21 protein-coding genes are annotated in these 25,393 nt (G+C 38.8%); 11 read left to right on the top strand and 10 right to left on the bottom strand.

Annotated features, from left to right (window positions below; translation table 11 throughout):
- The 4 genes from J690_RS18365 to yccS all read right to left on the bottom strand — a co-directional run.
- The coding region (locus tag J690_RS18365; protein ID WP_032037389.1) for a YdcF family protein at nt 1–754 on the bottom strand (754 nt) is incomplete at its 3' end.
- Between the two features lie 114 nt (nt 755–868).
- Nucleotides 869–3,457, bottom strand: coding sequence for a PepSY domain-containing protein (locus J690_RS18360; RefSeq protein WP_032037388.1), 2,589 nt, complete (start codon nt 3,455–3,457; stop codon nt 869–871).
- A gap of 155 nt (nt 3,458–3,612) precedes the next feature.
- Nucleotides 3,613–4,188 carry an SdpI family protein gene (locus J690_RS18355; RefSeq protein WP_002116136.1) on the bottom strand — a complete coding sequence of 192 codons (576 nt, stop codon included), beginning with the start codon at nt 4,186–4,188 and terminating at the stop codon, nt 3,613–3,615.
- Between the two features lie 100 nt (nt 4,189–4,288).
- Nucleotides 4,289–6,463, bottom strand: coding sequence for a YccS family putative transporter (gene yccS, locus J690_RS18350; RefSeq protein WP_017400237.1), 2,175 nt, complete (start codon nt 6,461–6,463; stop codon nt 4,289–4,291).
- Nucleotides 6,464–6,590: 127 nt separating this feature from the next.
- On the opposite strand from yccS, the gene J690_RS18345 reads away from it, so the two are divergent.
- Complete coding sequence (locus J690_RS18345) at nt 6,591–7,805, top strand: multidrug effflux MFS transporter (RefSeq protein WP_032037387.1); 1,215 nt, start codon at nt 6,591–6,593, stop codon at nt 7,803–7,805.
- Between the two features lie 25 nt (nt 7,806–7,830).
- Here the strand turns inward: J690_RS18345 and J690_RS18340 are convergent, their stop codons facing one another.
- Nucleotides 7,831–8,538 (bottom strand): nitroreductase, encoded by a 708-nt coding sequence (locus tag J690_RS18340; protein ID WP_032037386.1) that lies wholly within the window; start codon nt 8,536–8,538, stop codon nt 7,831–7,833.
- 510 nt (nt 8,539–9,048) lie between these two features.
- On the opposite strand from J690_RS18340, the gene J690_RS18335 reads away from it, so the two are divergent.
- The 7 genes from J690_RS18335 (at nt 9,049) to J690_RS18310 (ending at nt 17,483) form a co-directional block, all read left to right on the top strand.
- On the top strand, nt 9,049–9,252 hold the full coding sequence (locus J690_RS18335) for a hypothetical protein (RefSeq protein ID WP_005064392.1): 204 nt from the start codon (nt 9,049–9,051) through the stop codon (nt 9,250–9,252).
- 183 nt (nt 9,253–9,435) lie between these two features.
- Nucleotides 9,436–9,576, top strand: coding sequence for a hypothetical protein (locus J690_RS24015; protein ID WP_016802562.1), 141 nt, complete (start codon nt 9,436–9,438; stop codon nt 9,574–9,576).
- Nucleotides 9,577–9,675: 99 nt separating this feature from the next.
- A complete protein-coding gene (locus tag J690_RS18330; protein WP_032037384.1) occupies nt 9,676–11,151 on the top strand; it encodes an alanine/glycine:cation symporter family protein in 1,476 nt (491 codons plus the stop codon).
- A gap of 170 nt (nt 11,152–11,321) precedes the next feature.
- Nucleotides 11,322–12,296, top strand: coding sequence for a patatin-like phospholipase family protein (locus J690_RS18325; RefSeq protein ID WP_032037382.1), 975 nt, complete (start codon nt 11,322–11,324; stop codon nt 12,294–12,296).
- A 204-nt stretch (nt 12,297–12,500) separates the two neighbouring features.
- Complete coding sequence (locus J690_RS18320; RefSeq protein ID WP_032037380.1) at nt 12,501–13,736, top strand: threonine ammonia-lyase; 1,236 nt, start codon at nt 12,501–12,503, stop codon at nt 13,734–13,736.
- 238 nt (nt 13,737–13,974) lie between these two features.
- Complete coding sequence (gene sbmA / locus J690_RS18315; protein WP_032005414.1) at nt 13,975–15,168, top strand: peptide antibiotic transporter SbmA; 1,194 nt, start codon at nt 13,975–13,977, stop codon at nt 15,166–15,168.
- Between the two features lie 266 nt (nt 15,169–15,434).
- Nucleotides 15,435–17,483, top strand: coding sequence for a M13 family metallopeptidase (locus J690_RS18310; protein ID WP_032037378.1), 2,049 nt, complete (start codon nt 15,435–15,437; stop codon nt 17,481–17,483).
- A gap of 43 nt (nt 17,484–17,526) precedes the next feature.
- On the opposite strand, the gene J690_RS18305 is transcribed toward J690_RS18310, so the two are convergent.
- Nucleotides 17,527–18,276 carry a DUF4850 domain-containing protein gene (locus tag J690_RS18305; protein ID WP_032037376.1) on the bottom strand — a complete coding sequence of 250 codons (750 nt, stop codon included), beginning with the start codon at nt 18,274–18,276 and terminating at the stop codon, nt 17,527–17,529.
- Nucleotides 18,277–18,400: 124 nt separating this feature from the next.
- Between J690_RS18305 and J690_RS18300 the strand changes: the two genes are divergently transcribed.
- The gene (locus J690_RS18300; protein WP_032037374.1) at nt 18,401–19,468 is read left to right on the top strand and encodes a DUF1176 domain-containing protein; all 1,068 of its coding nucleotides are present in this window, start codon (nt 18,401–18,403) and stop codon (nt 19,466–19,468) included.
- Nucleotides 19,469–19,551: 83 nt separating this feature from the next.
- On the top strand, nt 19,552–20,070 hold the full coding sequence (locus J690_RS18295; protein WP_032037373.1) for a hypothetical protein: 519 nt from the start codon (nt 19,552–19,554) through the stop codon (nt 20,068–20,070).
- A gap of 78 nt (nt 20,071–20,148) precedes the next feature.
- Here the strand turns inward: J690_RS18295 and J690_RS18290 are convergent, their stop codons facing one another.
- From J690_RS18290 to gatC, 4 genes are all read right to left on the bottom strand, one after another.
- Complete coding sequence (locus J690_RS18290; protein WP_032037372.1) at nt 20,149–20,727, bottom strand: DJ-1/PfpI family protein; 579 nt, start codon at nt 20,725–20,727, stop codon at nt 20,149–20,151.
- Nucleotides 20,728–20,894: 167 nt separating this feature from the next.
- Nucleotides 20,895–22,364, bottom strand: a complete 1,470-nt coding sequence (gene gatB / locus J690_RS18285; RefSeq protein ID WP_002116348.1) for an Asp-tRNA(Asn)/Glu-tRNA(Gln) amidotransferase subunit GatB — start codon at nt 22,362–22,364, stop codon at nt 20,895–20,897.
- Nucleotides 22,364–23,842, bottom strand: a complete 1,479-nt coding sequence (gene gatA, locus J690_RS18280) for an Asp-tRNA(Asn)/Glu-tRNA(Gln) amidotransferase subunit GatA (protein WP_032037370.1) — start codon at nt 23,840–23,842, stop codon at nt 22,364–22,366. Before gatA ends, gatB begins: the two co-directional genes overlap by 1 nt.
- Nucleotides 23,843–23,895: 53 nt before the next feature.
- A complete protein-coding gene (gatC, locus tag J690_RS18275; RefSeq protein WP_000107700.1) occupies nt 23,896–24,210 on the bottom strand; it encodes an Asp-tRNA(Asn)/Glu-tRNA(Gln) amidotransferase subunit GatC in 315 nt (104 codons plus the stop codon).
- A gap of 133 nt (nt 24,211–24,343) precedes the next feature.
- Between gatC and J690_RS18270 the strand changes: the two genes are divergently transcribed.
- The gene (locus tag J690_RS18270; RefSeq protein ID WP_000601379.1) at nt 24,344–25,384 is read left to right on the top strand and encodes a rod shape-determining protein; all 1,041 of its coding nucleotides are present in this window, start codon (nt 24,344–24,346) and stop codon (nt 25,382–25,384) included.
- The last annotated feature ends 9 nt before the right edge of the window (nt 25,385–25,393 follow it).

Raw genomic sequence — 25,393 nt, 5'->3', positions numbered from 1 at the left:
ATGCGAAATATTCACGTAACCATGCATTGTAACGAGTAGCTAATGGTGTTTCTGCCGCTACCCCATAAACTTGGGTATAGCCCTGTTTCTTTGCAATTGCTATTGCTCTAGGAATATGAAAATCACTTGTCACAATAGCGATTGGCTGCTCTAAGGTAATGTGGTGCTGTTCTAATAAGGGTTTACTATTTTTTAAGTTAAGGTCTGTGCTAGTGCTTTTATCTTCAAGGATCATTTGATCTCTTGCGATATGATACTTTTGTTCAAGATAACGAGACATAACCAATGCTTCGCTTTCTTTTTCTGAAAAATCAAGACCACCTGTTAGAACAATCTGTGCTTGCTGCTGTTTTAGGGCTAGAGGGGCGGCCGTATCTAAACGTTTTGCAAGAATTGTAGATGGCTGACCATTCTCAACACCGCTTCCTAAGACAATAATTGCTTTTACTGGAGGAATATTATTTGAAGTATCTTTATTTTCTTTAATAAAGCTAAAAAAATAGCCTAAGCCAATTAACCATATCCAGAAGCATAACCATCCAAAACGCCAAAGTGTGTGTAAGCGATAGTGATAGAAGAAAAAGCGTTCTAAATGATAATAAAATAAGGAATATAGGCAGAGGAAAGCACCTAAAATTAAAGGAATAACGGTGCCTACATTAATTTTATTGAGACAAATTAGAACTAATCCATCTAGAAATAAAATCGAACCAATGATTGCTAGGAAAATACGGATCCACTTACTGACTTGCATTGTGCTTAGAGTTGCAATTTAAATTGCAGACAGTGTATGCAAAATCATTCTGAATGCAATAAAAAACCGAGTAAAGCATTTAAGCTATTACTCGGTTTTTGTTTTTATTGATCTTTAATAAACATCACGGCGGTAACGGCCTTGTTGTCTTAAATCATCTACCTGTTCTTCACCTAGAATTTCGATAAGTGCTTGATCGACTCCACTTGCCATACCATCAATACTACCGCATACATACAGAACAGCACCCCGTTCTACCCAGCTTACTAATTCTGCTGCATTCTGACGGATTACATCTTGAACATACATGCGTTGTTCTTGATCTCTCGAAAATGCTAAATCGAGGCGCTTTAACATTCCTGTGGTTTTCCATGCTTCAATGGTCGATTCATAGAAGAAATCACATGCTCTTTGACGTTCACCAAAGATTAACCAGTTTTCAGTGTAATCATGACGCGTACGGGTGTGTAATAGGCTCATTAAGCCAGCAATACCTGTTCCGTTACCAATACAAATAATAGGGCGGTTATCATCAATAAGATGGAATGATTCATTGGTACGAATACGCAAAGCAATTTCATTATTAACTTGTGTATGTTGAGTAAGCCAACCCGAACCTAAACCTAAATTACCAGACGCATCATATTGTTGACGAACAACCAAACGAAGGACTTGCTGAGAAGGAATACTCGCAATCGAATACTCTCGCGTTGGTAGAGTAGGGAGCTGCTCTAATAAATGATCCAGATTGGCAAATGGTTCAATTTCACCAGTTAAATCTTTATTCCAAAGCGCTTTTTCGATTGAAATCTGTAGTGAATCAACTTTTGAATTTTTAAGAATATGATGCTTTTGCAAAAAAGCGTGAATACGTTCAGGACTATTACCAGGCTGGATTTCAGCAATATCACCCGCTTGCCATATCGCCTCATGATTTGCTTTAAGTTCAATATTATAAGCAGGCTGACCTAAGCTATTTGGGTTGAGTAAATCACGTTGTTGTAATGTCCAACTATCAAATACTTTTTCCAGATTTACAGCATGTAAATCTAATTTGGTTGCTTTAGCGAGAGATTGATTCCAATTTTGAATATCCGATGGGTTTGCATTATCAACTTCAATTGTATTGAAGAGAGCATGGGCACCATTTGCTTTAAGCCAAGCATCTACTGCATGGCCAAAACTACAATAAGTGTCTGGATATTCTTTAGAGCCCAGCGCTAGAACAGCATAGTTGATGTGCTTAAGATCCACATTCAATTTTAAAAGTTTCTTAGCAAAGCTTGTAGCAAGATCAGGAGCATCACCAGTACCATAAGTACTGATCACAAATAAAACCTGTTGATGTTGCTCTAAATCAGTTTGTGTTAGCTGCTGTACAGGTTTTACCTGAACAGGTTGATGAGCCTCTTGTAAACTTGTTGCCGTACTCCAAGCGAGTTGTTCAGCTACGCCGGTTTGAGTTGCATAAGTAATAAGCCAAGGCTTTGCATTTGGATCAATGTATTGTCCTGCTAAAGACTGACGAGCCGCCTGTGTTAATTTTTTCTGTTTACGGCGTTTAAGATACAGCATCCACCCAGTAACCAAGAACAAAGGCATTGCTAAAGAAGCAAGCATTGCAACGAATTGATAAATTGGTCCAAAGAAGCTACCGCGGTGTACGGGTAACATGCTGCTCATAATCTTTTGATTAAGCTTTTTGTCTTCGTAAAGCTCCATCTTTTCGATGTTGCCAGTTTGATAATTATAGATGGCTTGGTTACGTGCCCGTTCGTGTTGTGGGGTAGCATCGACAAAGCTTAACTCAATTTTTCCATCATCTTTTTTCGGTAAGCTTAATGTTAGAGTCGAATAATCACGTCCAACCTGACTATTGAAGCCACTCCATGTTTGATTAAGTGCTGTAATGAGTTGAGTATTATCTAATTGAGGCTCTGATTTTTTATCATTATTACGGTCAGATTGTTTACCTTGCTGCATTCCACGATTTTGATTTTGAGGAGCAGCGCCATGATCTTGTCGTTTAGGTTGTTCAACTCCCATCACTTTGAACATGCCACTACGCCACCAATCATAAGACCAATATAGTCCTGTACATGCGAAAAGAAGATAAAAAACAATGACCCATGTGCCGACAACAGCATGTAGATCCCAAATAAAATTCCGGCCTTTGAGTTTCGGTTTAACAGCAAGCCATTGACGAGCAGAGTGCTTTTTAGGCCAACGTAAATATAACCCACTGAGTACGAAGTAAATTAGCATGAGTGCGCAGGCACCAGTAATTTGTTTACCAACTTCACCTGCTGTTAAATTACGATGAATTTGTTGTATGAGTAACAACAATTTTCGGCCTTTAACATCTGGAAGAACCTCAGCATTATAAGGGTTCACCATCATATTATAGCCACGGCGTTCACCTTCTTTTTCAATATTCACCACAGAAGAAGAGGTTGGGTCCTTGGCGATCGTAATGCTATTAATTTTGATTTCAGGTTGGGTTGTATTGAAATGCTGGTAAAGCTGAGCAGGAGTTAATTTTGGAGTGTTTTCAGCTTGAACAACATAACTATCAGAATTCACCCATTTTAAAATTTGTTGGTCATAAGAATAAATTGCACCTGTAACACCCATAATGGATAAGATTAGGCCAGCAGTAATACCCAGAAACCAATGAATTTGAAATAAAATTTTTTTAAACATGGTCGAAAATGTAAATATGATGGAGATCTTGTAACGAAGTATAGCCGAAGATTGGGGAGATAATATGGATTTTGGAGATAATATTAATTTTCATTATCATTTATTTTTAGCTTAATAAAAAACCTCCCTAAGGAGGCTTTTTATAAAATCTAGAATTACAAGGTTTTTGGTTCGCCTACAGATTCTTTTAAGTGTGTGCGAATTGTGTTGAACGAGAAGTTTTTAGAATCCATGCGCTTAGGTAGGATATAAGCACCTTGTTGTTCTTGGCCTTTTGGATCTTTTACTTTGAAATTGACCAAAATAAAATCAGGTGTATTGTACCATTCGTAGATATTTTTCCATCCAATAGTACCTACGCCTTCTTGTAAGCCCATTTGTTGACGCATCACAATACCATGAGGCTGCACACCTAAACGAATACCTTTGATTTCCTGTACCGGAAATTCATTCATTTTGCGTTTAACGTACCACTCTAATCCGTATTTACGACCTAGGTAGTAAAGTACTACAGCAACAATAGCAACCCAGCAAAAAACAGTAGAGTAGTTCTTAATAAAAATAAGACCTAATATAGCTAGGGCTAAAACGACACCCATAATTGCCCAAATTTTTGTGCTGATTTTATTAGTACTGCGCCAGATAAGAAGCTGTGCATTACGTTGTTCAGCTTCTGACACGTCATAGGGAACAGGCTGAAGCGTATAAGCGTATAAAGTTTTCGCGGTCATAGTGCAAATAACAAATTGTAAACTGTTTTAAGTTTAGCATTAATTGGCATAAGTCAGGAAAGGATATTATGCCAATTTCATACTAATTTCCGACTCAAATTTATAACGATGCAAGCTCGCTGGCATCATTATCAAGATCATGACTTAGGCGTTGTTTTAGCATACTAAAACGGTTCAATACACCAAGCATGAGTGATAGCTGCTGTAAAATAATGAGTGATTTTTGGTCCTCTTCATTATTTTGACTCAAACGTTGACGTATCGTCTGGAGCATATTTTGTGCTGTAAGATCTGGCATCTCATCTCTCAATAAAGCACCCTGAATATCATCCAGTGCTTGGTCTAAGAGTTTAAGAACAGCTTGATCTTGAATACTTTCCCGATGTGCTCCAAGTGCTGCGATATAACTTAAAAATGTATGGTTTAAACATAAAAATTCAAAGATATCTGACTTACGGGTAGGGTCAAAGTCTGGCTCTGTTGCTAAAGTTGAAATAAGTGAAGCAACCTCGGCATCAGTATTATGGGCAGCACGTCTTACAATACGGTAATTCAGAGCATGATTGCGACCTTCATGATACTGTTTAACAACTTCAGCTAAATAATTGCATTGAGCTTGTAATGAACGTCTGATGTTGCGAGGTAAGCGTCGGAATTTCCAATCTGGCCAAATAAATGTCACTCCAAACCAAGCTAGGGCACATCCAATTAAAGTATCTACAAATCGAGGAATGGCAGCAGCCATTGCCGAGCCATCTAGATTAAAGTTAATTAATGCCAAAATTGTAATAAACGCGGTTGCTTGAGCATATTGCTTACTGCGTAACTCAAAAAACAATACCCCGCTCAGGATTAACATTAATAGTTGTCCTTCGACGGAAGGCACGAGAAATACAATGGTAAGACCAACAATAATTCCGACTAATGTTCCGACAATTCGTAAGCGTAAGCGACGTTTGGTTGCGTTGAAGTTAGGTTGGCTTACAAATAGGGCTGTAAGCATAATCCAATAGCCGTACTCGATATTGGTCATTTGAATCAGCACATACCCAATAAAAAGAACAATTGAGACGCGAATAGCATGGCGGAAAAGTACAGATTCAGGAGTTAGATTTTGCTTTATTCGGATGACAATATCGTTCCATCCTTGTAAATCATCATCTTTAAGCTGGTTCTCTGCTTGTTTAACTTTATCAGACTGAATGTGTTGTTCCGTTTCTAAGTTGAGTAACTGAGAGTCGATAGATTTTAAATTTTGGTATAAAGCGAAGAGAGCATTTACCCATAACAGATCATAATGCTGATCACGTCTTAGTTTCTCTAAAGATAGTCTTAAGTTCTCAAAACTCTGCTTGAAGCGTTTGTTATGGTTATAAGGTTTGCGTTGTAAAATACATTCGTTTAACTCTTGGCAAGCTTTGCCTTGAACCGCCAAAATTCGTTGAAATCTAAATAAAATATCACTGTGCTGAAAAATTTTGGCTAACTTTTGATAGTCGATATGGGCTGAGTCAGCACGCTCATGAATGTCTTGAGCGACAAAATAATAATGTAAGCTTCGGCGTGTATCTTTTTGCCCACGGTCACCTTTTAAACGAGTCAATAAAGCTGTTTTTAAGTCATTAAAAATCGTAATTAACTTACCATTTTCTAATGACAGCTCAATCATACTTTGCTGATAGCTGGCAGGAGTCATATCTACATCAAATAAATTTGATTTTGCAAATAGAAAGTCACCTAGGGATGCATAAGACGCTGCGAGTTTATCTTGAAGTTGGCGAACCGGAAATAGTAAAAAGCTAATAGTAGCAATGAGGCCATACCAAGCAGCACCTGCAACTAAAAGAGCAGGTTGAATATACCAATGATCGAAAAGGTGAACACCCAACATGGTATAGACCGAAACAACCAAACAGCCATAAGAAATGGTGGCGTAACGACGTCCCAGCGAACCTAATAAAATCCAGCCAATACATGAGGCAATCAACCCTAAAGCAAAAGCCATTGGGTAGGGGAAAAGTAGTTGTACCGAAGCTGCGGTAACGAAGAACCCAATATAAGTATAAATTAGGTTCATGATTCGCACGGAAAAGCGATCATCAATATCACTCAAACCTGCTGCGACTACACCTAAAGTGAGTGGAATAGTTGCTAATTGATAGCCTAAAAAATAAGGCACGAAAGCAGTTCCTGAAAAGGCTATCAGCATTCGCACGTTATACATAAATGTTGTGTTATAAGTCGCTCTTTTTAGGCGTTTAAACCAAGATTTCAAATGAAGTCCTTGCTGATCAACCTGAGTGATAAAGGATTTGTGTATTTCTACACCAATGTTGCACAAATCATACGATAGACAGTGTAAGCTTGTCTGTATGCAAATGAGTGAAAAATGAAATATCGTTATGTCTGAACAAACAGCCCAGCGTCAATACTCTATTGGCTGGATTATGTTGCTCGCTTTACTTACGGCTTTAGGGCCGTTATCCATTGATATGTACTTACCTGCGTTACCACAAATGGCCCATGATTTTGGGGTAAGTACGCAAATGGTGGCAAATACACTACCAGCTTATTTTTTTGGTTTAGCCATTGGGCAGTTGGTTTATGGTCCTTTAAGCGATCGTATCGGTAGAAAGAAACCACTTTACTTTGGCCTCGCGCTTTATGCAGTCGCAAGCTTATTTTGTGTAATGGCTACTAATGAATGGAGCTTGATTGCGGCCCGTATTTTACAAGCTTTAGGTGGTTGTGTTGGTGTAGTCATGGCTCGTGCAGCAATACGCGATAAATTGGACGTTCAAGGTTCTGCACAAGCTTTCTCAAGTATGATGATTGTCATGGGGCTTGCACCAATTTTGGCTCCTATGATCGGAGCATGGATTTTAATTTGGTTTCCGTGGCAGGCTATTTTTATTGCGCTTTCAATTGTGGGTGCACTATGTTGGTTGTGCGTACATTTCTTTTTTAAGGAAACTTTGGCAAATGATAAAAGGCTTAAGCTATCGCTCTATCAAGTGGTGACTTTATATGGAGCTATTTTCAAAGATGCGAGTTTCCGCTTACCTATGTTTGCAGGTTGTTTAACAGGGGCTGCATTGTTTTCCTATATCAGCTCAGCCCCTGCCGTGTTTATGGATCAGTACGGACTTAATCAGCAAGAGTTTGCTTACGTGTTTGGACTAAATGCTTTTGGCATTATGTTGATGTCTTCTTTAAACAAGCATTTAACAACACGTGTTGAAATTACCAAACGCTTAAAATCGGGTTCCCTTGTGCAAGTGACTGGAGCCATCATTGTATTTATTGCTGGTTTAATCCCTGCAGCGCCTTTATGGCTGGTTATGGTAGGGTTATTTTTAGCTATTTCGGGTATTGGTTTAACAGGCCCAAATGCTATGGCGTTAGCAATGTCCAAACAAGGTGCTCGCGCTGGGACAGCAAGTGCAATTATGGGAAGTATGCAATTCGCTTGTGGCCTTTTAGGTGGCGTGCTTCTTAACTTCCTGATTTGGTCCGCATCGCTCAATATGGGCGTAATGATGGTGTTATTTACACTAAGTGGTTTTATTGTCGTATTGAAAGCGACACAACAGGTCAAAACCAAGCCATTCTCATAGCTTTTAGAGAATGGCTACTTATAGCTTATTCGTCTAGAAAAACTGTGAAATTTTCAACAGGTTCTCTAGGCGTAATAAAGGTATTTACAATGTGGTTAGGATCGGCATGACCTAATGCAATTGCACATACCAGTTCTTCGTCATCTGATGCACCTATTATATCTAAAACAATAGGGTGAAAATGATTCCAAGCTGCTTGTGGGCATGTATCTAAACCACGTGCCTTGGCAGCGACCATCACGTTTTGGATCATCATTGCGATATCCATTTTAGAACCGATTCCCATCGTTTTATTTACGGTAAAGAAAAGGCCGACTGGTGCATCAAACAATTTAAAATTACGTAGCTGCTGTTCAGCCATTTTTTCTTTTTCGCCCTTTTTGATTTCGAGTAAACCGTAGAGTCCCCAACCATTCTCGCGGCGGCGGTCAATAAAAGGGGATATCCATTTTTCAGGGTAATAGGCAAAAGTTTCTTTATATTGTTCTGCTAGCTCAGGATTTTTTGAAACTTCAATTTGTGCAGCACAGACACGTTCAACCATTTCATCACGTTTTTTACCTGTGACCACATAGACTTTCCATGGTTGGGTGTTCGTTCCAGAAGGTGCTCGACTTGCGACTCGTAATATATCTTTAATGACTTCTGGCTCAATTGGAGTATTTAAAAAAGCGCGGACAGAATGTCGAGAAGTGATAGCTTCATCAACGAGACGAACTTGTTCCAGATTCATGCGTACTCCTATATCTTTTCTTAAATACTTAATACTTTTTTGAAGTTTAATTTCATGTTTTGAAAGTACTTCATTTATAAGCAAAAAATATTAGAAAAGGGATATCCTTAAAGATATGATGATGTGTTTAGTTTGGATATAATGTCTAATTAAATCTAATGTGAATATGCCACTTTAGATCTAAATAGACAAAAAAGTATGATGGTTTTGACTATAAAAATAAATTTATAGCATCAGTTGGATTAAAAATCACTCAATTGAAAAAAAGGTATAATATGTTTAAAAACAGTACAAAACAGATGATTTTGGATAAAAAACAATCTGAAATAACATAAATTTTTAATGAAAAACATACACAAAATTTTAAATTTCTGCATAATACCGACTTTTTTACGCAGGTATGATTTCTCCATACTCATGTTAGGAAAGAAATGGCTGCATACAAAATCCCTTTACAAAAAGGATTTGGATGTAGAAATGGAGAAATACACGAGGAATAAGGAGCTTTACATGAGTCTACCGCTCATCAACAAGCAGTTCATGAAACAAGGATTGGCGATTACCATTGCAACCATGAAAATGAACGTAACTCACGCAACTACTGAGCCACAAGAAATACAACAGCTTGGTACAGATCTAAACGCACTCTTTTCCAATCAGAGGGAAAAGGGCGCAGATAGCCGCGTTATGGCGATGGCTCGTTACAGTCTTTGAAATTCATATCCATTTTAGACATTCGCTCTCAAGTATATGTAAATATGCTTATTGGCTTAAATCCAGATTTTTATAACTCGATTAATTGATGGGAATCATTAAGCGAGCTGATTTAGCGGTGGTCATTTGTTAGTTTCCAAGTTTGTAGCCGAGTCGATGCATTCTGTTCACCCAAATGGGAATATGTTCAGTGGTGCGATGAATTCATTTTATCTGAAGGGTACTTTCTCTCATGTTACCTTCAAAGGCTTAGTGCTGGGCATTATGTTGCTTAAACTTGTGACGGTAATTGCTATTCAAGTGACATTAAAAGTTTTTCCTTAAATGTACTGAAGAAGTCCCTATTTTGAGGGGCTTTTTTGTTTATTGCAGTATTTTGGCTTGTGCTATTAGCACATTAGCAAGAACGTAAGCGGACCGAGTATGAATGAACAACTCAATGCCACACTGATGTCGTGGGTACAATTTTTTAATGACCCTTTATGGGACTTTTTGGTTATCTTCTTGCTGGCTGTCGGTATTTTTTATACGGTCTTAACAGGAGCCGTGCAAATTCGCATGTTCTTGCAAAGTATCCGAGTCATGAAAAGTAGTCGTACAGCAGGCGAAGATGAGCATGGACTTACACCTTTCCAAGCGTTTGTAACGGGTCTTGCGAGCCGTGTTGGGGTGGGTAACATTGCAGGTGTGGCAATTGCGATCGCAATTGGTGGCCCTGGTGCTGTGTTCTGGATGTGGGTAACTGCTGTACTTGGTATGAGCTCTGCTTTTATTGAGTCTACACTTGCTCAGCTCTTTAAAGTTAGAGATAACAAGACTAAACAGTTCCGCGGTGGACCAGCTTACTATATTACCCAAGGCTTACGCAGTAAAACCTTTGGTGTGGTTTTCGCACTAGCACTCATCTTTACCTACGGTTTCGTATTCAACTCAGTCCAAATTAATGCGATTGCGAATGCTTCTTCACATGCTTGGGGTTGGGACAAAGCTAATCTTGTTGCTCATTTAGGTGGTGTTGATCTAGAAATTTCATGGGTTGGCCTTGCGCTTGTTGTTATGGTTGCATTGGCAATTTTTGGTGGTATTAAACGTATCGCTAAATTTGCAGAGATGTTTGTACCTTTAAAAGCAGGTCTTTATCTAGCCGTTGCTCTTTATATTGCAATTAGTAACTATGCAATTTTGCCTGATATTTTAAAGCTGATTGTGACTGAAGCTTTCCACTTCAATGCTGCGGCAGGGGGTTTCTTCGGTGCGGCAGTGTCAATGGCAATGATGCAAGGTATTAAACGTGGTTTGTTCTCAAACGAAGCAGGTATGGGTTCTGCGCCAAACGCAGCTGCTGCATCTGATGTAAAACATCCTGTAAACCAAGGTTTAGTACAGATGCTTGGTGTATTCGTAGATACGTTCATTGTATGTACAAGTACTGCAATCATCATCTTAGTTTCTGGCGTTTACCAAGACGCAGGTTTTGTTGGTGTTGAATTAACACAACGTGCCTTAGAAACTCAAGTTGGACATTGGGGATCTGATTTCCTAGCGGTTCTATTATTCTTATTCTGCTATTCAGCTGTATTAGGTAACTATGCTTATGCAGAAGGTAATGTACAGTTTATTAATAACAACCCGAAAGTCATGTTCATCTTCCGTATTTTCGTATTGGTGATGGTGTACTTCGGTGCAATCGGTAGTGTTCCACTCGTTTGGTCAATGGCTGACTTGTTTATGGGTATCATGGCAACCATTAACTTGATTGCAATTTTACTATTAACGCCAATGGCACGTACTTTGTTAAAAGATTACCGCGAGCAATTAAAACGAGGCATTAAAGAGCCTGAGTTTAAAATTGACAAGTATCCGGAATTGAAGAAAAAAGTTGATTCAGATATCTGGTAAGTTTCAAAAGGCCTCTTATACATAAGGGGCCTTTTTTATATAGGGGACAAATAAAATACTTGAGTCTAAATTTTAAACATGACAAATTAAATAAATTCACTACAGCTTTTCACGAAAGTAGCAACTAAAATTGCAATCCGAACTTAAACCTCATAGTGCGAAGATGGGCCATGAAACAGCTTAAATTGTGGGTTCTCGGACTCTCTATGGTGTTGGCGGGATGCCAGACCACCACACACTTGTCTGCTGCTCTAAAACCGCAAACGACAGAAGCTTATGCTCGTCCTGTCGATCAACCTTTTGCAAGAATTAAAAAAATGCAAAAACGTCCTGTTGTTGCGCTTGTATTGGGTAGCGGTGGGGCACGAGGCTATGCTCATATAGGGGTGATTGAAGTTTTAGAACAACATGGTATTCGCCCGGATTTTATTGTAGGTACGAGTGCGGGTAGTATTGTTGGGGCAATTTATGCCAGTGGTAAAACACCTGCTGAACTGCGTGATACTGCTTTAAAAATGAAAGCTGGCGATGTCCGTGACATTAGTATCGGTTTAAAAGGTTTTTTTGATGGTAAAAAAGTAGAGAACTACGTTAACCAGCAAGTAAATAACATGCCACTCGAAAAAATGAAGATCCCAATGTATGTGGTGGCAACTGAACTAAAGCATGGCACTAAGACCGTATTTAACTACTGCAATACCGGTAAAGCCGTAAGAGCCTCTGCTTCGATTCCGAGTATGTTTGTGCCAACTAAAATTGGTAAATCTGAATATGTAGACGGTGGGTTGGTGAGTCCTGTACCGGTTGAAGTAGCTCGTGATTTAGGGGCTGATGTCATTATTGCAGTTGATATTTTAGCTCAGCCTATTTACACAGAAACATCGAATGTCTGGGGACTGTTTAACCAGAATATTAATATCATGCAAGGGCGTTTGGCAGCAGAAGAATTACAATATGCAGATGTTGTTATTCAGCCAGATTTAAGAGAAAAAGCACATATTTTTGATGTCAAAGGCCGTGAAGCTACTATGAAATCTGGTATAGATGCAGCTAATGCCAAGCTTTCTGATATTCAGTTTGCTATTGATGAAAAAATAGCTGAACAAAATATGTCTACGGAGGGCTTGAGTGCTCAAAGCCAATAAATAAACGTTAATATTCTGAAAATTATATAAAAAGCCCACAAAGAGCTTTTTTTATGGAAGTCTAAATCTTCAATTTTTAGAATAAAATTTTTTGTATATTAGAGACATGTTGGATATGCTGAAAACTCTAATGGTTAATATGAAATATTGTTGCCGTTTTTTAAAAAATAATTGATTTGTAGTGTATTGAGGCTGACTGGATAAATGATACAGCAACAGGTTAAAAATGGCTTTCCAACATTAGATGATGTTCATGCTGCCGCAGAGCGTTTGGAAGGTTTGGTTGTAAAAACTCCCTTTGTTTTCTCAGAGACCATTTCTAAAACCTTAGGGGCTGAGATGTGGTTGAAATTTGAAAACTTACAATTTACAGCTTCATTTAAAGAGCGGGGTGCTCTGAATAAACTGTTGTGTTTATCTGAGCAAGAAAAACAACATGGTGTTATTGCAGCTTCGGCAGGCAACCACGCCCAAGGTGTAGCCTATCATGCTCAGCGGACAGGTGTGACTGCGACTATTGTAATGCCGAAATCTACGCCAAACGTTAAGGTACAACGAGTACGTGAGTATGGTGCACGCGTTATTTTGCATGGGCAGGATTTTTCGGAAGCTGCTGCTGAAATGCACCGTGTTGCGCAAGAAGAATCTTTAACGATTATCCACCCATTTGATGATGCTGAAATTATTGCGGGTCAAGGCACCATTGCACTTGAAATGCTTGCGGCTGTGCCTGATCTGGATATTTTGGTTGTGCCAATTGGTGGTGGTGGTTTAATTTCTGGTATTGCAATTGCTGCTAAAGCGATCAATCCAAAAATCAAAATTATTGGGGTGCAGTCAGTTGTATACCCAAGTATGGCAAAACTACTTTGCAATTATCAACATGCGGTTTCAATGGGCTCTACTGTTGCTGAAGGTATTGCGGTAAAAACTCCAGGTGAGCTTACGACCCAAGTTGCTAAAGAATATGTTGATGACATTGTCGTTGTTACTGAGGACATGATTGAAGAAGCGATTGCACTATTACTTAATATTGAAAAAACAGTATGTGAAGGAGCAGGGGCGACAGGTATTGCTGCAATTATGTCGCGTCCCAATCTGTTTTTAGGTCATAAATTAGGTGTGGTGCTGTCGGGTGGAAATATTGATACACGTGTTATGGTCTCTGTATTACAACGCCATTTAACCCGTACAGGCCGTATGGTTCGTATTCGTGTTGAATTACCGGACAATCCAGGTGCTTTAGCTCGTTTGACGGCCATTATTGCTGAGCAAGGTGGTAATATTTATGAACTACGTCATGAACGCTTTGCGGCAACAAGCCGTGCCAAAGAAAGCGCTGTAAGCGTTGATGTAGAGTTAAAGAGTGCCTCAGACCTAGATTTGCTCATTCAAGCAATGCAATTAGAAGGCTATATTGTTCGTAAAGAAGAGATTTAATCTCTGATATCACTGTGTTATAAAAGCTGTATATGGCTCTATCGAGAGTCATATACAAGGTAATTTAAATGGATTAAATTGCCAAAAAAGGGATTAATTTACAAAAAAACGATCAAATCCTTCAATGGAACAGGAAAAACTGACAATTCTCTAAACTTTACCCTTCACAATTTTAAGGTTTAGGTTTTAGTATTCCTTTCATTGTAAATTTGAAGAAATATAGGGATATCCACGCTCAATGTTCAAATCATTTTTTCCATCACCAAGGTATTTTTTTATATCTGCGGTCATTTGGATCGCGCTCAATATGGTGCTCTGGTACTCAGGTGGGAACACATGGGGAACTTTTATCGGCTTTGCTAAGGGCTACCATGATGTTCAACCACCATTAGGTGTGAGCCGTTTTTGGTCTCCCACTTTCTTATGGTTTTATGTTTGGTTTTTAGTCTCTACTGCGCTTTTTGCTGGTTTCTGGAGGACTATATCGAATAACCCTTGGCAACGTTGGTCTGTGTGGGGCTCGGCGTTTATTTTATTCAATATCTGGTTTAGCGTTCAGGTTAGTGTAGCTGTTAATGCATGGTATGGGCCTTTTTATAATCTCATTCAAAGTATGTTAGATCACGGTGGTGGTGATATTAATAAACTTTATATGGGAACAGTTACATTTCTTTTAATTGCGATGGTCGGTGTGACTTTAGCTGTTATTAATGCTTTTTTTGCTAGTCATTATGTATTCCGCTGGCGTACAGCAATGAATGAATATTACACAGAGCATTGGGAAAAGCTTCGTCATATCGAGGGGGCTTCACAGCGTGTTCAAGAAGATACCATGCGTTTCGCCTCTGTTTTAGAAGACCTCGGAGTAAATTTTGTTAAGGCTATAATGGTTTTAATTGCCTTTTTACCTATTCTTTTTGAACTTTCTAAACAAGTTAGAGTACTGCCTATTGTAGGTGAAATTGATCATTCATTGGTCTGGGCTGCAATTGTATGGGCTGTTTTTGGTACTGTTCTATTAATGGTGGTTGGTATTAAATTACCTGGTTTACAGTTTAATAATCAAAAAGTAGAAGCAGCCTATCGTAAAGAACTTGTCTATGGTGAGGATCATGAGGAGCGTGCACAGCCAAAAACATTAAGAGAATTGTTCTCAAGTGTTAGGCTGAATTATTTCCGTTTATATCTGCATTACTCTTATTTTAATTTAGTTAGTATTTGGTATATCCAATTAGATATTTTATATAGTCTAGTTGTTTTATTCCCTTCTATTGCCGCAGGTAAAATGACATTGGGTTTAATTACGCAAATAGGTAATGTTTTTGATAAAGTCCGTGAATCATTCCAATATTTAATTAGTTCATGGAAAACGATTATTGAACTGCTTTCAATTTATAAGCGTTTAAGAATATTTGAGAAAATTTTAGATTAAAAAGTAATCATATCTCTGAAAGATGCCTTGGTTCAAGCCATGGCATCTTTAGAATATTAAGTATTTAGTAGAATAAAAGATTTGGTAAGTTTCTTCGTTTATAATTTTGATTTATATAAAAATATATTTTTGAAAATATTATATTTTCGCGGTATAAAACTTGCTTCTATATTGGTTTTAATTTTGCCATTCGCTTAATTAATAAAAAATAATCACTTTAAACCATTGTTTTAGATCATTAAATATTTAAATATGAGGTTAAGTCTTTGAAATCTATTTTACTTAAAAGTGCTCTTACGATTGCACTTATGACTTCTGCTAATTTGGTACGTGCGGAATTAGTAACAAATTCTCAAATCAAAAAAATATCAGGTATAGATCAACAATATATTGATTCCTCTATTAATGAAAAGAACGATTTTTATTCACATGTAAATGGTATTTGGTTAAAAAATACTGAAATCCCAGCTGATAAAGCAAGTTGGGGAGCTTTTAATCAGCTCCGTGAGTTATCAATCAGCCAAGTACATGGAATTGTAGAAGAGCTCTCTGGTCAAAAGTGGGTGGATGGTAGTTTAGAGCAGAAAATAGCTACTCTATATGCTAGCTTTATGGATGAAAAAAGTATTGAAAAGCAAGGTGTTAGTCCTCTAAAAAAAGAGATAAATCAAATTGATAAATTGAAAAATAAGAATCAAATTGCAATTTTAATGGCACATTTTGCTCGTATTGATGTCAATAGCCCAATCCGTCTAAGCATTGAACAGGATATGAAACAATCTACTGAAATGGTGGCTGGATTGGAGCAAAGTGGTTTGGGTCTACCTGACCGTGATTATTATTTGAAAGATGATAAAAAATTTATTGAAACTCGTGCACATTATTTAAAGTATATTGAAAAAACTTTAACACTTGCTGGAGACTCGCAAGCAGCACAACATGCTCAGGAAATTTTAAAACTTGAAACTCAGTTGGCAAAAATACAATGGAGTAATGTACAAAATCGTAATCTTGCAAAACGCTACAATAAATACAAAATCAAAGATTTATATAAACTAACACCTGTATTTGATTGGCAAGGTTATCTAACAGCAACTGAATTAAAAGGAAAAATTGATACTATTCAGGTAAATCAGCCAGACTACTTTCAGGGCTTAAATACAATTATTCAAGATACACCCTTAGATATATGGAAAGCTTATTTTAAATTGCATTTGATAAATAATTTTTCTCCATTACTAAATAGCGCTTTTGTAGATAATAAATTTGATTTTTATAACAAGACACTTCGAGATATTACGGAACAAGAAACACGTTGGAAGCGGGGTGTACAGCTTGTTGATAAGGTTCTGGGAGATGGTATTGGTAAACTTTATGTTGAAAAATACTTTCCTGCTGAGAAAAAACAACAGATAGAATTATTGGTTCAAAATCTGATTCGTGCTTATGACCAAAGCATTACAGAATTGGACTGGATGAGTCCTGCGACGAAAATACAAGCTCGTAAAAAGCTTTCTCACATGTCAATAAAGATCGGTTATCCAAAAAAGTGGCGTAATTATTCTGGTCTGCACATCGCTAAAAATGATTTAGTTGGAAATATAATTCGTGCAAGTGAGTTTAGATACCAATATGAACTTAATAAATTGGGTAAGCCGGTTGATCGTGATGAATGGTATATGAAACCACAAACGGTGAATGCTTATTACAATCCATCATTGAATGAAATTGTATTTCCAGCAGCGATATTACAACCACCTTTTTTTAATATAAAGGCAGATGATGCAGTGAACTATGGTGGTATAGGTGCTGTGATTGGCCATGAAATTAGTCATAGCTTTGATGATCAGGGTAGTCAGTTTGATGAATTGGGCAATATGAGAAACTGGTGGAATGCTGAAGATCATCAGCATTTTAAAGCTAAAACACAAGCGTTGATTGAACAATATAACCGTTATGAACCGATTGCTGGTTATCATGTTAATGGTGAATTGACATTAGGTGAAAACATTGCAGATAACTCCGGGTTAGCAATTGCCTATAAGGCTTATCAAATTGCATTAGATGGTAAGCCAGCCCCTGTAATTGATGGACGGACTGGTGAGCAACGTTTTTATATGGGGTGGGCTCAAGTTTGGCGTGCGAAAACCCGCGAAGCTCAAGCGATTATCTATTTAAAAACAGATCCTCACTCTCCTGATAAAGTGCGTGGCAATGGAGCTTTAATGAATCAAAAACCATTTTATGAGGCTTTTAAAATAAACGAAGATGATCAGATGTATTTACCACCAGAGAAGCGGGTAACTATTTGGTGAATAAGAAAACCCGCGAAAGCGGGTTTTCTTATTAATTATTGGATTAGTGCGTTGCATTATAAAAATTAAGGATAGGACCAACCAAAGACTGCTGCGATTTATCTAAGGTGACTTGAATTTCTTTATAGTTAAAAGTGTCTTCATCATAATATTTAGCAATACCATGCGTTTTATTGTTCACTTGTGGAATTTGATAACTAAAAAAAGCTACTTTCTTAGAAGGATGAACAATGTTAATTAGTTTTTTAGGATCTTTATAGCCACCGAATTCATTTTCAAGACTTTCTTTTAATAACTCTGGGAAATAGAGCGTTGCATTTGGTAGTCCGCAGCCAACACAAAATGAAGAATCATAGAGTTCTATTGCTCGTTTTTGATCTGTACTCATTATTAGAGCAAAACCAGTCCCATTAGCGCCTGCATTTGCTTGCACATCTTGCCAATTTCTTGGAACGAGCACCAAACCTGTTTCAGGTAATGCAAGAAGCTTGAGTTGTTTTGCATGTTGAGCATCGATTTTAAAATTAAAATGGCAGCTTTTAGGTGTACAGGTTTCAAAGTCTTTAAGTAAACCATTCTCTGTTGGGCTTTGTGCTGTAACACCATAAAACGGGACTGTAACGCCGTTTAAAAACTTTGCCTCTCCTAGAGCGTAGAATTGATTATCTGCTTTGCGGGTTGCAGCAGAGCTATAAAACTTTGGAAAATGGGGAGTAAAGCTTTTTACTTCTGCATAAACAGTTGAAGTTAGACTGACCAATGCTGTGCATAATAAAAAATTTAGTTTTTTCATTTTTAGAAAGTAATCAATTTAAATCTTATATAAATCTAACATATTCTTTTAAACTATAAGGCAATTCAAAATTTAAAACTGTTTTTAACTTCATAATAAAACAGACCAGCAGAGACATGAAAAAATGAAGAAAGTCCTTTCAATTTGCTGTTTATCATTCATTGGTTCTTATGGTTTTGCTCAAGAAATCAAAGGTATTTCATTTTCACACCAAGAGTGGGAAATCTCGTGTAGCAATACGGGTACATGTAAAGCCGCAGGCTATCAAAGTGAAGAAAATGGTGATAATCCAGCATCACTTTTATTGGTGCGTAAAGCAGGGCTAAAACAACCTGTGCAAGCTGAATTTGCTTTATCAGACTATGAGCAAAGTTTGCCAGCCAACCAGCTTAAAAATATTCATTTTTATATAAATGGCAAAGATTTAGGCGCTGTGACTGTAGATGGTACTGAGTTACCACTTATGGGTAAACTCAACAGCTCGCAAGTCAATGCTGTACTACAGCAATCCAAACAGAAGTCCGAAATTGTATTTAAAAATGCACAGCATAAATGGAAAATTTCCGATGCTGGAATGACTGCTGTGTTATTAAAAATGGATGATTTTCAGAGGCGTATCGGAACTGTTGGTGCTTTGCTTAAAAAGGGTAATGCCAATGAAACCAAAGTGCTTATGCCTGAGCCAAAACTACTTGTTAAACGTATTAAGACTTCAAACAAACCTTATTTAACTTTACTGCCTAAAAATAAACAGTATCAAGCAATACACCGTAGTTTGATGGCTGCTAAACCGAATCCGAAAGAAGACGGCTTTTGTGAAGGCGTTTATGGTGGTAATAGCGATGGAGCTGAACCACAGAAAATTGAGTTATATAAACTAACCAATAAGAAAGTTCTGGCGACTACGTTGTGCTGGAGAGGCGCCTATAACGAAGGATATGGTGCTTGGGTGTTAGATGAGTCTTTAAATGGTAAGGCAACATTTGTGACTGAGTCCGCTTCAGATTTTGATAGCGGTATGATCAGCAGTGCTCAAAAGGGAAGAGGCATAGGCGATTGCTGGGCAAGTGAAGAGTGGGTCTGGGATGGCAAGAGTTTTGTACATACTAAGGATATGTGGACAGGTATGTGCAAAGGCTTGGCAGCAGGTGGGGTGTGGGAGCTTGATCTAATAGAGTCTGTGGTGAAATAAATATTTTGTGGTTACAGAGTCATAACAGGTAACTTTAGTGACTCTGTGATAAAAAGAACAGATTGTTTATTGGAGCCAGACCTATGTCACATCATCTTTACGCTATTGTTCGCCGTAAGTTTTCACACCTGAGCCGTTCAATATGTGTGGCTGCTGCTGTGTTGGGGACTACTCAAATTGCGATGGCTGGACCAACGGTTGATCAGCTCAGTGATTGTTTGGTTAAGGCTACAACGGCTTCAGACAAAACTACTGTACTTCAATGGACATTTACAGCTTTAGCAGCTCATCCAGATTTAAAAGCATTTAGTAATGTAACGCCCGAGCAAAAAGATCAGTTAGACCAAAAACTGGCACAGGTTTTACAACGTGTGATTGTGGAGCAATGTTCTGCTCAGACCAAAGCTGTAATTCAGGCTGAAGGTGTGAAGGCGGTTGGAGAGGCTTTTCAACAGTTAGGTCAAAGTGCGGGTGAAGATATTGTTAAAGCCCCTGCCGTTAAACAGCAGTTACAAGGTACATTGCGTTATATCGATTTAAATAAATTAGTGACGACGTTTTTAACACCAGAAATTTGGAATAAATTAGGGATTACAAGATAAAAATCTAGTTTTCTATTTTAGTAATAAAGCCTGCTATCTGACAGCAGGCTTTATTGTATTTGGGATAAAGAGATCTCTTTAGATCGTAATTGTAGCCCCTAAAACTTTCACAAATTGAGCTAACCAAGCTGGATGTGCAGGCCAAGCAGGTGCAGTCACCAAATGCCCATCTGTAACTGCTTCAGTCACAGCAATATCTGCGTATTGTCCCCCTGCCAATTTTACTTCGGCAGAACATGCTGGATAAGCTGAGCAGAGGCGGCCTTGTAATATATCTGCCGCTGCGAGTAATTGAGCGCCATGGCATACGGCTGCTATCGGTTTTTTCACTCTATCGAACTCACGTACAATTTCAATAATACGTTCATTCATGCGTAAATACTCTGGTGCACGACCACCCGGAATAACTAGACCTACATAGTCTTCGGTATTAACGGCATCAAAATCATAGTTAATCGCAAAGTTGTGGCCACGTTTTTCGCTATAAGTTTGTTCGCCTTCAAAATCATGAATAGCTGTCGCAATATGGTCGCCGTTCTTTTTATTTGGGCAAACAGCATGCACGGTATAACCTAAACCAGTTAAGAACTGAAATGGAACCATAGTTTCATAGTCTTCGGCATAGTCACCGACCAACATTAGAATCTTTTTAGACATGATTTATCTCTCTTATTTAAAATATATGTGATTTCAATTTTTAATTTAAATTAGCACAATGAAAGTATGATTTTTAGCAAAAAGCACATTCTTTAGTCGAAGGATGTTTCATAAGGATGTAAAAAAGCCCCGATAAATCGAGGCTTTTTTTGAGTTAGCTAATGAAATTAACCAATCAATTTTTTCATTAATTCATTTACTTGAGCAGGGTTGGCTTTACCCTTAGAAGCTTTCATGACTTGACCAACAAGACCGTTAAAGGCTTTTTCTTTACCAGACTTGTACTCTTCAACCATTTTTTCATTGGCTGCAAGTACTTCTTTAATGATCGCTTCAATTGCACCAGTGTCAGTTTCTTGCTTTAAGCCTTTTTCCGCAATAATGTCATCGGCAGATTTACCTTCCGATTCCCACATAAAGCCAAAGACTTGTTTAGCAATCTTACCGCTAATGGTGTTGTCAATAATGCGTGCAATCATGCCGCCAAGTTGTTCAGCAGAAACAGGAGAGTCTGCTAAGTCTAGGCCAGCTTTGTTTAACGCACCTGAGAATTCACCCATTACCCAGTTTGCTGATACTTTACCTTGCTTCGCACCGCCAGCAGCAGCCACAACAGCTTCATAGAAGTCTGCCATTTCGCGTGAGAGCGTAAGTACATGTGCATCGTACTCAGTTACACCAAAGTCTGCGATAAAGCGCGCACGGCGAGCAGCAGGGAGCTCTGGAAGTGCAGCGCGAGCAGCTTCAATTTGCTCATCAGCAATAATCACAGGTAACAAATCTGGATCGGGGAAGTAGCGGTAGTCATTCGCTTCTTCTTTAGAACGCATAGAGCGCGTTTCCATTTTGTTTGGATCGAACAAACGAGTTTCTTGGTCGATACTTCCGCCGTATTCCAAAATTTCCATTTGGCGTTCAATTTCAACATTGATCGCTTGCTCAATGAAACGGAATGAATTGAGGTTTTTAAGTTCACAGCGCGTACCAAAAGGTTGGCCTGGACGACGTAAAGATACGTTACAGTCCGCACGGAATGAACCTTCTGCCATGTTACCGTCAGAAATACCCAACCAACGTACTAATGTATGAATCGCTTTGATGTAAGCAACTGCTTCTTCAACCGAACGCATGTCGGGCTCAGAAACGATTTCAAGTAAAGGTGTACCAGCACGGTTTAAGTCAATGCCAGACATGCCTTCAAATTGGTCATGTACAGATTTACCAGCATCTTCTTCAAGGTGAGCACGAGTTACGCCAATACGTTTAGTCGTACCATCCTCAAGTTGGATGTCGATGTGACCTAAGCCTACAATCGGGTTGTCCATTTGGCTAATTTGGTAGCCTTTTGGCGAGTCAGGGTAGAAGTAGTTTTTACGTGCAAACACAGATGCTTGGTCGATGTATGCATCAATACCCAAACCAAAGCGGATAGCAAGATCAACCACTTTTTCATTCAAAACAGGGAGTACACCCGGCATAGCCAAGTCGACAAGGCTTGCTTGTGTGTTTGGGTCTTGACCAAATTCAGTTGATGAACCTGAGAAAATTTTAGAATTGGTTGCAAGCTGAGTGTGAATCTCGATACCAATAACGACTTCCCAACCGTCAATCAATTTCAACTTTTGAGCTTCAGCCATTATGCATTCTCCTCAGCAATTGCCGCACGTTGAGTATGGAAATCGGTATTTTGTTGGTATTGATGAACAATCGACAACAATTGTGATTCTGACCAGTAGTTACCAATTAATTGTAGGCCTACAGGTAAGCTGTCTTTATCAAAACCAACAGGAGCATTAATCGCTGGTAAGCCTGCTAAGTTCACTGCAAGGGTATAGATATCGCCTAAATACATTTCAGTTGGGCTTAAGTTCGCACCAATTTTATATGCAGTTGTTGGCGCAGCAGGAGCAGCAATCACATCCACATTCTCAAATGCTTTTAAGAAGTCTTGTTGAATCAAACGACGTACTTTTTGAGCTTTTACATAGTAGGCATCGTAATAACCCGCAGAAAGCGCATAAGTACCAATGAGAATACGACGTTGAACTTCTGGACCGAAACCTTCTGAACGAGAGCGTTTGTAAAGATCCATCAAATCAGCTGGGTTTTCACAGCGGTAGCCGTAACGAACACCATCGTAACGTGACAAGTTAGATGATGCTTCTGCTGGCGCGATGAGGTAATACGTTGGAACATAGGCTTCAGTCATGTTGAGGTCGATCTCAACAAGCGTTGCACCCATTTCTTCAAGCTTTTTCAATGATTCTTCAACACGAGCTTTTACGTCGGCATCTAAACCTGCAACGTTAAAGTACTGTTTAGGAATACCAATGCGTAGACCTTTTACAGATGTGTTGTTTAAGTTTGCAACGTAGTCATCAACTTCTTTTTTAACCGAAGTCGAGTCTTTTGCATCGTGACCCGCAATTACATTCATTAAGTAAGCACAGTCTTCAGCAGAGCGTGCCATTGGCCCCGCTTGGTCTAAAGATGATGCATAAGCAATGATCCCGAAACGAGATACACGACCATAGGTTGGTTTTAAGCCAGTTAAGCCACAGAATGACGCAGGTTGACGAATTGAGCCACCTGTATCAGTACCTGTTGCAAAAGGTGCTAAATCAGCCGCTACAGCCGCAGCAGAACCACCTGATGAGCCACCAGGAACGTGGTCGAGTGCCCATGGGTTACTTGTTGCACCAATATACGAGCTTTCTGAAGTTGAACCCATTGCCAACTCGTCCATGTTCACTTTACCTAAAGTGACAAGACCAGCTGCTTTAGTTTTTTCAACAACAGTTGCATCGTATGGAGAGATGAAGTTGTCTAGTATTTTTGAACCGGCAGTTGTTTTAATGCCTTTGGTACAAAAGATATCTTTATGCGCAAGAGGAATACCCGTTAAAGCGGTTGCATTACCTGCTTTTAATGCAGCATCCGCAGCGTCAGCTTCTGCGAGCGCCTGTTCAGGCGTAACTGTCACGTAGCTTTTTACCAGTGGGTCAATTTTAGCAATACGTTTTAAATAGTGTTCAGTCAGTTCGCGAGATGAAAACTTCGCTTGGCTTAAGCCCTCAGCAAGTTCACGAATTGATAAGCGATGTAAATCAGTCATGAGTAAAATTTCTTTACATTCAAAATAGGGAAGATGGGTTAATTGAGTAAAAGTTATTCAATCACGCGAGGAACAAGATACAAACCATTTTGAGTTGCAGGCGCAACTGCTTGGTATTCATCTCGATGATTGCTTTCAGTTACCACATCAGCACGTAAAGGTTGAGGATTGTCAAAAGGACTTTTCAAAGGTTCTACGCCTTCCGTATCAATGCCTTTTAAGGTTTCCATCATGCCTAAAATTTTATTTAGACTTTGAGCATATTCAGCAGATTGCGTATCATTGAGCGACAATCGAGCAAGATTGGCGATTGCTGAAACTGTTTGTGCATTTAAATCTGCTGAATGCTGTGCATCCGATGTAGACATAACATCACCTAATCAGTATTAAAAATTTTCAAAATATCGTGCGTTATAATAAGCGATTGACTTGTTCAAATCATCACATTTAGTTTAAAGTTGCCACCTTGCATCCACATGAAAGTTTAACTGAGAACGAACCGTGATTCTAAAACGACTAATTGGCTTGTTTTCGCCGGATCTAGCCATTGATTTAGGTACAGCAAATACACTTATTTATGCACCAGGCCGCGGCATTATATTAAATGAACCAACAGTTGTGGCAATTCGTCACAGTGGTTCACAAAAAATTGTTGCTGCTGTAGGTCTAGATGCTAAGCAAATGCTGGGCCGTACGCCTGCGAATATTTCTGCAATTCGTCCAATGAAAGACGGTGTAATTGCGGATTTTGAAGTGACTGAAACCATGTTGAATCAGTTTATTGGTAAAGTTCACGAAAAACGTTTGTTCCCACCTGCACCTCGTGTAGTTGTATGTGTACCATGTAAATCAACTTTGGTCGAGCGTCGTGCGATTCGCGAAGCAGTATTTAATGCTGGTGCCCGTGATGTTCGTTTGATTGAAGAGCCTATGGCAGCAGCAATTGGCGCAGGTATGCCAGTTGAACAAGCATGTGGTTCTATGGTTGTGGATGTTGGTGGCGGTACAACAGAAATTGCAATTATTTCATTGCAAGGTTGTGTCTATGCTGACTCTTTACGCATCGGCGGCGATGTTTTTGATGAGCAAATCATCAATTATGTTCGTAAAGCTCACGGTTGTGTGATTGGTGAAACCACTGCTGAAATTATTAAAAAAGAAGTAGGTATGGCTGTTTCTGATGGTACAACATTAGAAATCGAAGTACGTGGCCGTAACCTTGCAGAAGGTGTGCCTCGTGCAATTACCGTAACTTCTGACGAAATTACTCAAGCTATTTCTGATCCATTACAAAGCATTGTAAGCGCTGTGAAATCTGCTCTTGAGCAAACTCCTCCTGAACTTTCTTCTGATATTGCTGAGCGCGGTATTGTGTTGACAGGCGGTGGTGCGCTACTTCGTAACCTTGACAAGTTATTGGCTCAAGAAACTGGTTTACCAGTTGTTGTTGCTGAAGATCCTCTTACTTGCGTAACCCGTGGTGGTGGTAAAGTATTAGAATTCTTCGACAACCCGAACCATGACATGCTTTTCGTCGGTTAAGTTTAAGGA

The organism is Acinetobacter sp. 742879 (genome assembly GCF_000588535.1).
In the GTDB taxonomy this organism is placed as follows: Bacteria; Pseudomonadota; Gammaproteobacteria; order Pseudomonadales; family Moraxellaceae; genus Acinetobacter; species Acinetobacter pittii.
The sequence above is the reverse complement of the archived record's forward strand: the minus strand, read 5'-3'. Positions and strand labels throughout refer to the sequence as shown.